This window comes from Aeromonas sp. S8(2024), from assembly GCF_041403085.1.
Classification (GTDB): domain Bacteria; phylum Pseudomonadota; class Gammaproteobacteria; order Enterobacterales; family Aeromonadaceae; genus Aeromonas; species Aeromonas dhakensis.
The window spans coordinates 90,626-103,482 of the sequence record NZ_JBGLRF010000002.1; the positions used below are offsets into that span (position 1 = coordinate 90,626).

14 protein-coding genes are annotated in these 12,857 nt (G+C 63.3%); 13 read left to right on the forward strand and 1 reads right to left on the reverse strand.

Annotated features, from left to right (window positions below; translation table 11 throughout):
- The first annotated feature begins 5 nt into the window (after positions 1-5).
- The 7 genes from ACB031_RS05025 (at position 6) to ACB031_RS05055 (ending at position 7,005) form a co-directional block, all read left to right on the forward strand.
- Positions 6-2,354, forward strand: a complete 2,349-nt coding sequence (locus ACB031_RS05025) for an MMPL family transporter (protein WP_371139149.1) — start codon at positions 6-8, stop codon at positions 2,352-2,354.
- Positions 2,351-2,908, forward strand: a complete 558-nt coding sequence (locus ACB031_RS05030; RefSeq protein ID WP_099358795.1) for a DUF3261 domain-containing protein — start codon at positions 2,351-2,353, stop codon at positions 2,906-2,908. Before ACB031_RS05025 ends, ACB031_RS05030 begins: the two co-directional genes overlap by 4 nt.
- Positions 2,905-4,089 carry a beta-ketoacyl-[acyl-carrier-protein] synthase family protein gene (locus ACB031_RS05035; RefSeq protein WP_371139150.1) on the forward strand — a complete coding sequence of 395 codons (1,185 nt, stop codon included), beginning with the start codon at positions 2,905-2,907 and terminating at the stop codon, positions 4,087-4,089. Before ACB031_RS05030 ends, ACB031_RS05035 begins: the two co-directional genes overlap by 4 nt.
- Positions 4,082-4,543, forward strand: a complete 462-nt coding sequence (locus tag ACB031_RS05040) for a thioester dehydrase (RefSeq protein WP_371139151.1) — start codon at positions 4,082-4,084, stop codon at positions 4,541-4,543. Before ACB031_RS05035 ends, ACB031_RS05040 begins: the two co-directional genes overlap by 8 nt.
- A gap of 9 nt (positions 4,544-4,552) precedes the next feature.
- Complete coding sequence (locus ACB031_RS05045) at positions 4,553-5,278, forward strand: 3-ketoacyl-ACP reductase FabG2 (protein WP_010633053.1); 726 nt, start codon at positions 4,553-4,555, stop codon at positions 5,276-5,278.
- On the forward strand, positions 5,275-6,501 hold the full coding sequence (locus ACB031_RS05050) for a beta-ketoacyl-ACP synthase (RefSeq protein WP_005297952.1): 1,227 nt from the start codon (positions 5,275-5,277) through the stop codon (positions 6,499-6,501). The genes ACB031_RS05045 and ACB031_RS05050 overlap by 4 nt, the downstream gene beginning before the upstream one ends.
- A 165-nt stretch (positions 6,502-6,666) precedes the next feature.
- Positions 6,667-7,005: a DUF2541 domain-containing protein gene (locus ACB031_RS05055; protein ID WP_371139401.1), complete on the forward strand. Its 339-nt coding sequence runs from the start codon at positions 6,667-6,669 to the stop codon at positions 7,003-7,005.
- Positions 7,006-7,036: 31 nt separating this feature from the next.
- Here ACB031_RS05055 and mog read toward each other — a convergent pair whose 3' ends face one another.
- On the reverse strand, positions 7,037-7,567 hold the full coding sequence (gene mog, locus ACB031_RS05060; protein ID WP_371139152.1) for a molybdopterin adenylyltransferase: 531 nt from the start codon (positions 7,565-7,567) through the stop codon (positions 7,037-7,039).
- A gap of 398 nt (positions 7,568-7,965) precedes the next feature.
- On the opposite strand from mog, the gene ACB031_RS05065 reads away from it, so the two are divergent.
- From ACB031_RS05065 to ACB031_RS05090, 6 genes are all read left to right on the forward strand, one after another.
- A complete protein-coding gene (locus ACB031_RS05065) occupies positions 7,966-8,307 on the forward strand; it encodes a DUF3135 domain-containing protein (protein WP_279699912.1) in 342 nt (113 codons plus the stop codon).
- Between the two features lie 234 nt (positions 8,308-8,541).
- Positions 8,542-9,339, forward strand: coding sequence for a threonine/serine exporter family protein (locus ACB031_RS05070; RefSeq protein ID WP_005297956.1), 798 nt, complete (start codon positions 8,542-8,544; stop codon positions 9,337-9,339).
- A gap of 118 nt (positions 9,340-9,457) precedes the next feature.
- Positions 9,458-9,925, forward strand: coding sequence for a threonine/serine exporter family protein (locus ACB031_RS05075; RefSeq protein ID WP_005297957.1), 468 nt, complete (start codon positions 9,458-9,460; stop codon positions 9,923-9,925).
- Between the two features lie 24 nt (positions 9,926-9,949).
- Positions 9,950-10,441, forward strand: coding sequence for a type 3 dihydrofolate reductase (gene folA, locus ACB031_RS05080; RefSeq protein WP_371139153.1), 492 nt, complete (start codon positions 9,950-9,952; stop codon positions 10,439-10,441).
- A 60-nt stretch (positions 10,442-10,501) separates the two neighbouring features.
- Positions 10,502-11,629: a hypothetical protein gene (locus ACB031_RS05085; RefSeq protein ID WP_258118712.1), complete on the forward strand. Its 1,128-nt coding sequence runs from the start codon at positions 10,502-10,504 to the stop codon at positions 11,627-11,629.
- 10 nt (positions 11,630-11,639) lie between these two features.
- Positions 11,640-12,722 (forward strand): hypothetical protein, encoded by a 1,083-nt coding sequence (locus ACB031_RS05090; protein WP_371139154.1) that lies wholly within the window; start codon positions 11,640-11,642, stop codon positions 12,720-12,722.
- Positions 12,723-12,857 lie beyond the last annotated feature (135 nt).

The following is a 12,857-nucleotide window of genomic DNA, read 5'->3' on the forward strand; positions in this document are numbered from 1 at the left end:
CCACCTTGCTGCACGCTGAAACCACCTGGCGCCGGCTCGGGACCCTCTGGATCGGGCTCTGTCTGCTGCTGGCGGCTGTGCTTGCCTGGCAGCTGCCCCACAGCCGCATCAACACCAGCCTGATGGATCTGCTGCCCCACGAGTCCCGCAGCGATCTGGACCCGGCCCTGCAGCAGGGTCTGCTGCAGCAGCTCGACCGCCAGCTGGTCTGGCTGTTGAGCCTGCCCGCCGGCCAGGACGGGCGCGCCGCCGCCACCTTCTGGGCGCAGCAGCTCGGCGAGCTGCCTGCCCTGTCCCGCATCAAGGGGTATCAGCCCGAGCTGGCCCCCGCCTGGCAGCGTTATCTGCACGAGCTGGCTTGGCAGCGGCTGGATCCGGCGAGCCGGGCCCGGCTTGCCGGGGGCGCCGAGGGGTGGAGTCAATGGGTGCTCGGCCAGATCTACTCCCCCTTTGGCGGCGTCTCCCGCGCCGAGTGGCAGAGCGACCCTCTGTTGCTGACCCGGGCCGGGGTGCTGGCCGAGGCCCGCGGCCCCATGCAGCTCAAGGAGGGCTGGCTGGTAAGCCGGGACGACGCCGGCCGCGACTGGTACATGGTACGCGCCGAGCTGGATCTCTCCGCCTTCGACATCCAGCGCAACCAGGCGCTGCTGAGCGAACTGGCCGGGGCCGAGCAGCGCCTCGCCGACGCCTATCCCGGCACCGAGCTGCTGCGCCGCGGCACCCTCTTCTACAGCCAGCACGCCAGCAACCTGGCCCAGCAGGACATCTCCACCATAGGGCTGGGTTCCATGGTTGGGGTCATCCTGCTCATCTGGGGCGTGTTCCGCTCCACCCGGGCGCTGCTGCTCTCCCTGCTGCCTATCGGCGTGGGGCTGATGTGGGGGCTCGGCACCGTGCTGCTCCTGTTCGGCGAGATCCACGTCTTCACCCTGGTCATCAGCAGCAGCCTCATCGGCATCGCCATCGACTACGCCATCCACTTCTTGTGCGAGCGGCGGCTGCACGGCGACGACGAGACGCCCCACCAGACCCGACTCAAGTTGCTGCCTACCCTCTCGCTCGCGGTGCTGACCACCCTGATCGGCTATGGCCTGCTCTGGTTCGCCCCCTTCCCGGGGTTGCAGCAGCTGGCGGTGTGCGCCCTGGCAGGGCTGTTCAGCGCCTTCGTCACCGTGCTCTGCCTGTTCCCGCGCTGGGTCGGCCCGTTGCCGACAAGGCCGCTTTGGGGCCAGCGCTGGCTGCAGGGCTGGCTGCTGGCCTGGCAGCAGCGCCCGCTGCTGCGCATCGGTCTGCCGCTCTGCTGCCTGCTGCTGGCGGCCCTCGGCATCAGCCGGTTGCAGGTGGATGACGACATCCGCCGGCTGCAGCCTCTGCCGGTGGCGTTGCAGGGGCAGGAGCAGCGGATCCAGACCCTCACCGGTCAGCAGGGGGGCATGCAGGGCTTGCTGGTGACGGGGGCGGACGGCGAGCAGGCATTGCAACGGCTGGAGCGGCTCCACGGCCCGCTGGCCGCGTTGAAGGCGCGCGGTGCGCTGCAGGCGTTCGTCTCGCTTGCCCGCTGGCTGCCCTCGCTGGCGCGCCAGCAGGAGGATGCCGCCGCCATTCGTACCTTGCTGCCCGAGGTGGTGAGCCGGCTCAAGGCGGCCGGCCTGCCGCTGCAGCCGCCCGTGCGCGAGCCGCACTGGCTGACCCCGGCCGCCTGGCTGGCCAGCCCGGTCAGCGAGGGGAGCCGCTTGTTGTGGCACGCCCTGGCGGATGGCCGCGTTGCCATCTGGGTGCCGCTGGTGGGGGTGACGGACGAGAGTGCCCTGACAGCGCTGGCGGCGGCCGAGCCTGGGGTCTACTGGCAGGATCAGCGCAGCCAGTGGAGCCAGCTGTTCGCCCACTACCGCATCAAGCTGGCGGAGCTGCTGTCGGTGGCCATCGCGCTGGTGGCCCTGCTGCTGTGGCGGCGGATGGGGGCGGCGCGAGCGGCCCGGGTGCTGCTGGTCAACCTGATTGCGCTGGCCATGGGGCTGGCGCTGCTCGCCGCCTGCGGCCAGCCGCTCACCCTGTTCGGGGTGCTGGCGCTCAGCCTCATCTTCGGCATCGGCATCGACTACGGCCTCTTCTTCGCCCATAGCGGCAACGAGGCGGCGCGCCAGAGTTCCACCCTGCTCGCCATCCTGCTGGCCAACCTCACCACCCAGCTGGCCTTCGGTCTGCTGGCGCTGAGTCACACCCCCGCCATCGCGGGCTTTGGTCTGGTGCTGAGCGGCGGTATCTTTACCGCCTTCCTGCTCTCACCCCTGGTACTGGACCGGGTGCGACCGCAGTTGCCGGGGCCACATGGCCGGGAGCCAACCTCATCATGAAAGCCTTGTTCGTGTTCGTAATCCTGCTGCTGACCGGTTGCAGCAGCCAGCCGACCCCCACCGCCTATCTCGACAAGGGGACCGTTATGACGCTGCCGGCCCCCGTGCTGGCCGCCCCCTTCTATCGCCAGCAGCTGCTGACCGCCAGCGTGGGGGGGAGCAACCACCAGCTGATGACGGTGCTGGAGGCGGACGGCCACCAGCTGACCCTGGTGGGGCTGACCCCGAGCGGGGTACGGCTGTTTCTGGTGCGCTATGACCAGCAGGGCATCGAGACCCGCCAGCTCAGCCCGCTGCTCACCAGCGGCATGCCACCGGTGAGCCAGGTGCTGGCGGACGTGATGCTCTGCTACTGGCCGCTGGCCAGCTGGCAACCGCAACTGCCGCCGGGCTGGACGCTGCGTGACGAGGGGCTGCTGCGCCGGCTGCGCGCCCCCGATGGCACCCTGGTCACCGAGATCCGCTATCGCGACGCCGACGGCGTGCGCGAGCCGGTCGGCCTGCAGCAACACGTATTCAACTACCGCCTGCAACTGGAGACCCTGAGCCAATGAGCTGTTATATCGCCGCCTATGGCCTCGTCTCGGCACTGGGGACGGGGCGTGATGCCAGCGCCGAGGCGCTGCTGGCCTGGCAGAGAGAGGGCATCAGCCCGCTGGATCGCCACCGGGCGCCGCTGCTGGATGGTCGGCTGACCCCGGTCGGGCGGGTGGAAGGGGAGTTGCCGGTCATCCCGGCGGCGCTGGCCCCCTATGCCTCGCGCAACAACCAGTTGCTGCTGGCGGCGCTGGCCCAGATCCGGCCCGCCCTCGATCAGGCGCTGGCCACCTTTGGCAGCGACCGTGTCGGCCTGGTGCTTGGCACCAGCACCGCCGGGATCGGCGAGGCCGAGCTGGCGGTGGCCGCTGCCCGGCGCGGAGAGGCGGTGCCCCCCGAGTTTGACTATCGTCAGCAGGAGCTGGGCTCACCGTCGGAATTTCTGGCCCGCCATCTCGGCCTGACCGGGCCGGCCTGGACGATTTCCACCGCCTGCTCCTCCAGCGCGCGCGCCTTCATCAGCGGCCAGCGGCTGCTGGCGGCCGGACTGGCAGACGCCGTGCTGGTGGGCGGTGCCGACAGCCTGTGCGGGCTCACCCTCAACGGCTTTGACAGCCTGGAGTCCCTCAGCTGTGCGCGCTGCCAGCCGTTCGATGAGGCGCGCCAGGGGATCAACATCGGCGAGGGGGCGGCGCTGTTTCTGTTGAGCCGCACGCCTGCACCGCTGGCCCTGCTGGGGGCGGGGGAGTCCTCCGATGCCTGGCACATCTCGGCGCCTCATCCAGACGGGGTCGGCGCCGAGGCGGCCATGCGCATGGCGCTGGCCCAGGCGGGCCTGACGCCGGCGCAGGTGGGCTACGTCAACCTGCACGGCACCGCCACCCGTCTCAACGACGCCATGGAGAGCCAGGCGGTGCACCGGCTGTTTGGTGCCGAGGTGCCCTGCAGCTCCACCAAGCTGCTCACCGGCCACACCCTGGGGGCGGCGGGAGCCATCGAGGCCGCGCTCGCCTGCCTGCTGCTGGAGCGCGCTCTGCCACTGCCGCCCCAGCGGGTGGCCACGGCGGATCCGGCGCTGGCCCCCATCTGGCTAGTGAGCGGCGAGGTGCCACTGGCGGCGCCCCGGGTGCTCTCCAACTCCTTTGCCTTCGGTGGCAACAATGTCAGCCTGCTGCTTGGGAGCGTTCACCATGAATGAGTCAGGTTCACTGCCCGCCATCGAGACCCTGCTGCCCCACCAGGCCCCCATGCTGCTGCTGGACCGGCTCTGCGCTGCGGATGCCCAGCAGGCGCGCTGCGAGACCCGTATCGGCGCCCGCCATGCCCTGCTGCTGGATGGGGAGGGCAACCTGCCCGGCTGGGTCGGCATCGAGCTGATGGCCCAGACCATCGCCGCCTGGGCCGGCATGCAGGGGCGCCTGCGCGGCGAGCCGGTGCGCATCGGCATGCTGCTCGGCAGTCGCAAGTATCGCTGCCTGCGCCCCGTCTTCGCGGCCGGCAGCCTGCTCACCATAGAGGCGTGCTGCCTGTTGCAAGACGGCGGCATGGCCAGTTTTGATTGCCGGATCCTGCTGGCGGGGGAGGAGTGCGCCCAGGCGCGGCTCTCCACCTATCAGCCGAGCCCCGGCGAATTGTCCGATTTGTTAGCCTGAGGAAGCTTCATGATCTCTAGCGTATTGGTCACGGGCGCCAGCAAGGGGATAGGCCGCGCCATCGCCCTCAAGCTGGCGGCCGACGGTTTTTCCATCGTGGTGCACTACCACAGCGATCGGGCCGGCGCCGAAGCCACCCTGGCCAGCCTGCAGGCGGCCGGCGGGCAGGGGCGTCTGCTCCAGTTCGACATCGCCGATCGTGAGGGTTGCCGCGCGCGGCTGGAGGCCGACATGGCCGAGCACGGTGCTTATTACGGAGTGGTCTGCAACGCCGGCATCATCCGTGACGGCGCCTTCCCCGCCCTTACCGACGAGGAGTGGGACGGGGTGCTGCACACCAACCTGGACGGCTTCTACAACCTGCTCAAGCCCTGCATCATGCCGATGATCGGCCTGCGCCGGGGCGGGCGCATCGTGACCATCTCCTCGGTGTCCGGGTTGATGGGCAACCGGGGCCAGGTCAACTACAGCGCCGCCAAGGCGGGCATCATGGGGGCCACCAAGGCGTTGGCCCTTGAGCTTGCCAAGCGCAAGATCACGGTCAACTGCGTGGCCCCTGGCCTCATCGACACCGGCATGGTGGATGAGGAGGTGAAGGCGGAGGCGATGAAGATCATTCCGCTCAAGCGGATGGGGCAGGCCGACGAGGTGGCCGGTCTGGTCTCCTACCTGATGTCCGACATCGCCGGCTATGTCACGCGCCAGGTCATCTCCATCAACGGGGGCATGGTATGAAGCGAGTCGTAGTCACCGGCATGGCCGGGGTGACCGCCTTCGGGCAGGATTGGCCGAGTGTGCGGGCCCGCCTGCAGGCGGGGCGCAATGCGGTGGTGAACATGCCGGAGTGGGCCATCTACGACGGTCTCAACACCCGGCTGGCGGCTCCCATTCCGGACTTCACGCTGCCGGCCCACTATCCGCGCAAGAAGACCCGCGCCATGGGGCGGGTCTCGGCACTGGCCACCGTCGCCACCGAGCTGGCGCTGGCGCAGGCGGGATTGCTGGACAACCCGGTGCTCACCGACGGGCGCACCGGCATCGCCTACGGCTCCTCCACCGGCAGCACGGACCCCATCCGCGCCTTCGGGGTCATGCTCAACGACAAGAGCACCGCCAGCATCACGGCCACCACCTATGTGCAGATGATGCCGCACACGGCGGCGGTCAACACCGGGCTGTTCTTCGGCCTGCGCGGGCGGGTCATTCCCACCTCCAGCGCTTGTACCTCCGGCAGCCAGGGCATCGGCTACGCCTTTGAGGCGATCAAGCACGGCTACCAGACCCTGATGGTGGCTGGTGGGGCGGAGGAGCTCTGCCCGTCGGAGGCCGTGGTATTCGATACCCTGTTTGCCACCAGCCAGATGAACGACAACCCGGAGCTGGCGCCGCGTCCATTTGACCGGCAGCGGGACGGGTTGGTGATAGGTGAGGGGGCCGGTACCCTGGTGCTGGAGGAGCTGGAACATGCGCAGGCGCGCGGTGCTACCATCCTCGCCGAGCTGGTGGGTTTTGCCACCAACTGCGATGCCGCCCACGTGACCCAGCCCCAGCAGGAGACCATGCAGCTCTGCATGGAGATGGCGCTGGCCCAGGCCGGGCTCCAGCCTGAGGATATCGGCTACATCAGCGCCCACGGCACCGCCACCGAGCGCGGCGACATCGCCGAGAGTCACGCCACCGCCGCCATCTTCGGCGACCGCACCCCCATCTCGTCCCTCAAGAGCTACTTCGGCCATACCCTGGGGGCCTGCGGCGCCATCGAGGCCTGGCTGGCGCTGGAGATGATGCAGGAGGGGTGGTTTGCCCCCACCATCAACCTGACCGAGCCGGATCCGGCCTGCGCTCCGCTCGATCACGTGGTGGGCAGCGGTCGCACGCTGGCGGTGGAGTACCTGATGTCCAACAACTTTGCCTTTGGCGGTATCAACACCTCCCTCATCTTCAAACGCTGGTCCTGAGTGTCGGTGCCCTGCCTGGCAGGGCGCCGGTACAGGCTGGGTTTAGCCTTGATGAATTAATATGCCCCCCGTTTTTTTTCGGGAGGCATCATGTCTGTGTTATCTGCTTTTTCTTTTTCTGCCAAGCGTCTGCGCGTCATTCAGGGCGTTCTGTTATCCAGCTTGTTGTGGGCGCTGGCCGCCCCGGCCATGGCCGATGATGAATTTCGGCTGGGCAAGACCATTCTGCTCGGGGTTGGCGATCATCCCGCCATCATTCCCATGCTCGCCTGCCGGCCAACCAAATCCATCATGGTCAAGGCTGGGCGGGAATTAACCTTGGAGCGGGTCAAGGTGTTTTATGGCAATGATCGCAGCAAGACCCTCTATTTCGGCAAGGATCTGAGAGAGGATCAGGAGTCGGAGCGGAAATCCCTCGGCAGCCGGCTCTGCATCAAGCGGATCGAGGTATACGGCAATTCGGAAGGGAGTCGGGCCGGGGTCAAGGTGTACGGCCGCAAATAAGCAAAGGGCGGGGCAAATCCCCGCCCAGCTTTTATTTCTTCGGGCGAAACGGCTTGATGACGGCCTCGTCGCACTCGAGATAGGGGCCTTCCATCAGATCGATGCAGTAGGGGATGGCGGGGAAGACCGCATCCAGACATTCGCGGATGGACTTGGGCTTGCCCGGCAGGTTGACGATGAGCGAGCTGCCGCGCAGGCCGGCGGTCTGGCGCGACAGGATGGCGGTCGGCACGAACTTGAGGGATTCGGCCCGCATCAGCTCGCCAAAGCCTGGCATCATGCGATCGCACACCGCCTCGGTTGCCTCCGGGGTAACGTCCCGCTTGGCCGGCCCTGTGCCACCTGTGGTGACGATGAGGCTGCACTGCTCCTGGTCCGCCAGCCGGATCAGGGTTGCCTCGATCTGCTCCTGCTCGTCGGGGATCACCTCATAAAAGGGTTCCCATTCCGAGGTCAGATAGGCGTTCAGGGTGTCGATGATGGCCTTGCCGGAGAGATCTTCGTAGATGCCCGCACTGGCGCGATCGCTGACGGTGACGATACCGATTCTTGCCTTGCTCATGGTCTGCTCTTGGTTGCCGCTATAAGTGGCAAATAAAATAACATAATCAGCAAGATATGTTAAACCAGCCGGATGGTGGCGCGAAGGCGAGCGTCAAATGGCAAACTATATTGGCCACTTCCTTTCAATAAGACATAACATCTGCATATTGTCGTGCCAAAAATGTATAAACGCATCAGCCATCGATATTCAGGAATAATCGTTTGATCCATAACGAATAACCGGGTCGGATTTTCGCTGCGCCGTCATCTTTTGGCGCAGCGGGAGGGGAAAGCCGGCCTCATGGATTGAACCGCAGCGGGGTTCGGCTTATATAACACCTGAAGCGATTGGTGAAAATATGAACCGATTGTTGTTGTTTGAGTATCACCATGCAGCGGCTGGCCGCGGGAGGGCATATGGAGTTGCCTGATTTTGATACCTTGAAACGGCTGGCGGTGGTGGAGCCCGAGCGGCTCGACGAGTTGCTTCAGCAAGAGATAGAAGGGCTGATCGACAGGGTCAGCCCGCAGCAGCAAATGCGCCTGCGCGGCCTGCAATTTCGCATCGACTGTCAGCGCCAGCTGGCCAAGAACAACATGGACAGCTGCATCCGGATTGCCGCCATGATGCACGACTCCTTTTATTCCATGCGTTGTGAAATGGTTCAGCTCAATAATCCTGATTATGTTGAGCCGCTACCGGAATATAAAGAGAACAACATCCTCTATTTCAGTGATTATTATCGCAAGAGAAAATAATATTATTCCGGATAAGTCATTTTAATATATTCCCGCCATTGTTGTGGTTTCCGGGTGAGGCTATCTGACTGGCGTTGAACAGTTTGGGGTGATTTGTAATCTATTTGATGTATTTTTGTGTCGCTTTTTATTTTATTTGAGTTTGTTTATTGGCGTGATATGTGTAGATGAACGGCGCCGATAGTTAGGCTAACATGGCGACACTTTTTTAATTTGCTACGACTCGAAGGGATTATGAGAAGTATCACACCAAGGCGGGTGCTGTCGCGGGAGCAGCAGACGGAGATCACCCGGATCATCGTCAAGGTGGGCCAGATGCTGGCCCAGTTCGGCGCCGAGAGTCGCATCATAGAGCAGACCACGGTCCGGCTCGGCATGGCGCTCGGGCTGGAGAGCGTCGAGATGGCCATCTCCTCCAGCGCCATCGTGCTCACCAGCCTCTATCAGGGCAGTTGCGTCACCACCACCCGGCGGGTGCGCGAGCACGGCATCAACATGCAGGTGGTGTGCGAGATCCAGCGTATCTGCATCATGGCGGAGAAGGATCTGATCGGCGCGCGGGAAGTGCGTCAGCGCCTGGAGGCCATAGTACCGTTCCACTATCACCCCTGGCTGGTGGTGCCCATGGTGGGGCTCTCCTGCGGTGCCTTCAGTCTGCTGTTTGGCGGTGACTGGCCCATCTTCCTGGTGACCTGCTTCTCGGCTTCGGTCGCCATGCGGGCGCGCCAGCTGATGGCGCGTCATCACCACAGCCCCCTCATCAATTTTGCCACCACCGGCTTTATCGCCACCCTGCTCGCCTCCAGCGCGACCTTCTTCAACTGGGGGGCCCAGCCCTATCTCGCCATGGCGGCCAGCGTACTGCTGCTGGTGCCGGGCTTTCCGCTCATCAATGCGGTCTCCGACATGGTGAAGGGTTACTTCAACATGGGGCTGGCCCGTTGGGGCACGGCGACCCTGCTCACCATCAGCGCGGCGATAGGGATTATTCTCGCCATGTCGGTGACCGGTATCTGGGGGTGGAAGGTATGAAGATCTTTGACGCTGTATCGACCCTGTTGATCGGGGCAAACCGGCTATCCATCAGCGCGCGGAACCATATCGGGATCATTCTCGCCATATCGGTGACAGGAAGCTGGGGGAGGGTGCCATGATGGATCTGCTCTGGCTGCTGGCCAAGGATGCCTTCTGGTCGGCCATTCCGGCGGTGGGCTTTGCCATGCTGTTCAACGTGCCGCCACGGATGTTGAAGTACTGCGCCATGGGCGGCGCCCTGGCTCACAGCCTGCGCACCCTGCTCATTCACCATGGCATGCCCATCGAGTGGGCCACCCTGGCGGCGGCGACCACGGTCGGTTTTGTCTGCGTCTACTGGTCGCGCCGGCTGCTGGCACCGCGCCCGGTGTTCAGCGTTGCCTCCATCATTCCCATGATCCCGGGCAGCTACGCCTTCAAGGCGATGATCGCCGTGGTGGAGCTCAATATCTCCGGGGTGACCATGGAGCTTATCCAGAGCGCGGTGGAAAACGGCCTCAAGGCGTTGTTTATCGTGGGGGCCCTGAGTTTCGGTTTGGCGATCCCCTCCCTGGTCGTGTACCGTAATCGCCCCATTATCTGACAGACGGTGCGAGAGGTTGACCCCATGATGATTTCCATGATTGCCGCCATGGCCCACGATCGGGTGATCGGCCTGGACAACCAGATGCCCTGGCACCTGCCGGCGGATCTGGCCCACTTCAAGCGGGTGACCCTGGGCAAGCCGGTGCTGATGGGGCGCAAGACCTTTGAATCCATCGGGCGGCCGCTGCCTGGCCGCCGCAACCTGGTGATCAGCCGCAACCCCGACTACCGGGCCGACGGCGTGGAGGTCATCGACTCGGTGGACGCTGCGCTGGCGCTGCTGGCCGGCAGCGATGTTACCGAGCTGATGGTGATCGGGGGCGGTCATCTCTACGGCCAGCTGCTGCCACGGGCCGACAGACTCTATCTGACCCGCATTGATCTGGCGGTGGAGGGGGATACCCGTTTCCCGGCCTTTGACGAGGGCGACTGGTCCTGTATCGAGCGCGAGTCACATCAGCCCGACGAGAAGAGCCCCCACCCCTACTGTTTCGAGACCTGGCAGCGGCGCTGAGACCAGTATGATCGTGTGACCCCTATTCAATAATGGGTTGACGTTTTTTGAGTGAATGACATGGATAGTGATTCAACAGTGCCTATTGCCGCCCTGCTCGCCAAGTTCGATTACGCTTCCTGGCCCCGCTTTCCCAAGCGAGAGCCCTATTGTCGCAAGAAGTTGCTAGCAAGGGTTTCCAGTGAAAATCAATTCTACGATGCAGATCGACAATGGATTGACAAGACGATCGCCAATATCCCCGTTCCTGAAGGGGATGAATACGCGCTTTTACCAATAGTCGAGAGCGTTTGCCTGGCGGAGCTGGATCACTTGCTGGGAACAAGCCTGCTGGCAGGCGTCTGGCCACAAACAGAATATCGCCGCTATCCGCTGCTCTATTGGCAACTGGTGCGTTACTACCAGATAGAGTTGTATCGCAGCAAACAGTTGAACCAGTTGCAGCCCCATGCAGGATTTAATTTTAAGCGCATGGGTTATGTGGCGATGCTGCTGGCCTTGCTCGGTGATCGCCGTCGTTTGACGGATTGTGTGGCGTTGGTTCATAGCGCCCCGGCTATCTGCCCAGCGACTAGGTATATTCGTCCCTATTTTATAGAAACCTTTGCCTTGCAGCTCACCAGCCGCTTTCTGGGGTGGGGGCCCTTGCCACTGGGCGTCGACCTGGCTCAGGAGCCGCTCTATCTGGCGCTGTTGACCTTGTGGGACAGTGACGATGTTGGCACGGTGGGACACTTGTTGACCCAGGCATGTCATTTGCACACTTACGGCGAGCTCAAGGATCCCCGTTTCCATCGAGAGGAGGCGATCATCGGCTGGTGGCACTACTGGCCGCTGGAGGTGCTGTTGGTATTACGCCTGCGTCAATGGGCGGGGTTGCCCTTGCCGGTAGTAGAGCATCCCCTGATGGTCGCGCCTTTTGATGTGCTGCCACCTGCGCTGGAGGATCCCGCCGAGGTGTGGCCTTACGAAGCCTTGCCGCGCCACTTTGCCACCCACTATCCCGAAGCTCCGGGACTGTTGGCGCAGATGTGCCAGCCCCCCGCATCCGCAGCGCCAGGCGTCTGGCCAACGCTGAGTGAACTGGAGCAGGTGCTCTCACGTGGTGTGCCCAAATGGCCGCCACAGCGTGGTGATGCTCCCACACCGGGCAGAAAGAGTGCCACGACATCCTCATCGACCCCATAAGAGAATCTGTATGTCTCCTTGCCTGAGCGCCTTGCTCGCCCAATTTGATTACGCTTCCTGGCCCCGCTTTCCTAAGCGAGAGCTTTATTGTCGCAATAAGTTGTTACCAAGGTCATCAAATGAGGATCTGCATTGCAATGCAGAGCGACAATGGATTGATAAAACGCTTGCCAATATCCCTGTTCCTGAAGGGGATGCATACGCGGTGCTACCAATGGTCGAGAGCGTTTGCTTGGCGGAGCTGGATCACTTGCTGGGTACAAGCCTGCTGGCAGGCCGTTGGCCACAAACGGCATATCGCCGCTATCCTCTGCTCTATTGGCAACTGGTGTGTTACTACCAGATAGAGCTGTATCGAAGTAAACAATCTGGTCAATTAAAACCCGATGCTGGTTTCAAATTTCATCGTATAGGCTTTGTGGCAATGCACCTAGCTTTACTTGGTGATCGCCGTCGTTTGACTGATTGTGTGGCGTTGGCTCATAGCGCCCCGGCTATTTGCATCGCGAATGAATATATTCGCCCCTATTTTATAGAAACCTTTGCCTTGCAGCTAACAAGCCGCTTTCTGGGGTGGAGGCCCTTGCCACTGGGCGTCGATTTGGCTCAGGAGCCGCTTTATCTGGCGCTGTTGACCTTGTGGGATAGTGAAGATGTGGGAACGGTGGGACACTTGTTGACCCAGGCATGCCATTTGCACACTTACGGCGGGCTCAAGGATCCTCGTTTTCATCGAGAGGAGGCGATCATCGGCCGTTGGCACTACTGGCCGCTGGAGGTGCTGCTGGTATTACGCCTGCGTCAATGGGCGGGGTTGCCCTTGCCGGTAGTTCGTCATCCCCTGATGGTCGCGCCTTTTGATGTGCTGCCACCTGCGCTGGAGGATCCCGCCGAGGTGTGGCCTTATGAAGCCCTGCCGCGCCACTTTGCCACTCATTACCCCGAAGCTCCGGGACTGTTGGCGCAGATGTGCCAGCCCCCCGCATCCGCAGCGCCCGGTGTCTGGTCTGGTCTGCGCGAGCTGGAGGCAGTTCTGGCCCAAGGTCTCCCTAAATGGCCACCACGGCGGGGTGATGTACTCAAGACCACATGAAAACAAGATAACGGTGACTGCGGTTACTATTGCAAAAGTTCGTACAAGCCAATCCCAAAAGGTGCCGAACTGGTTACCAGATAACAGGACATGGCCTGTGCCCGGCCTTGGTATTGTCCAGTAGGTGGAGCTTTT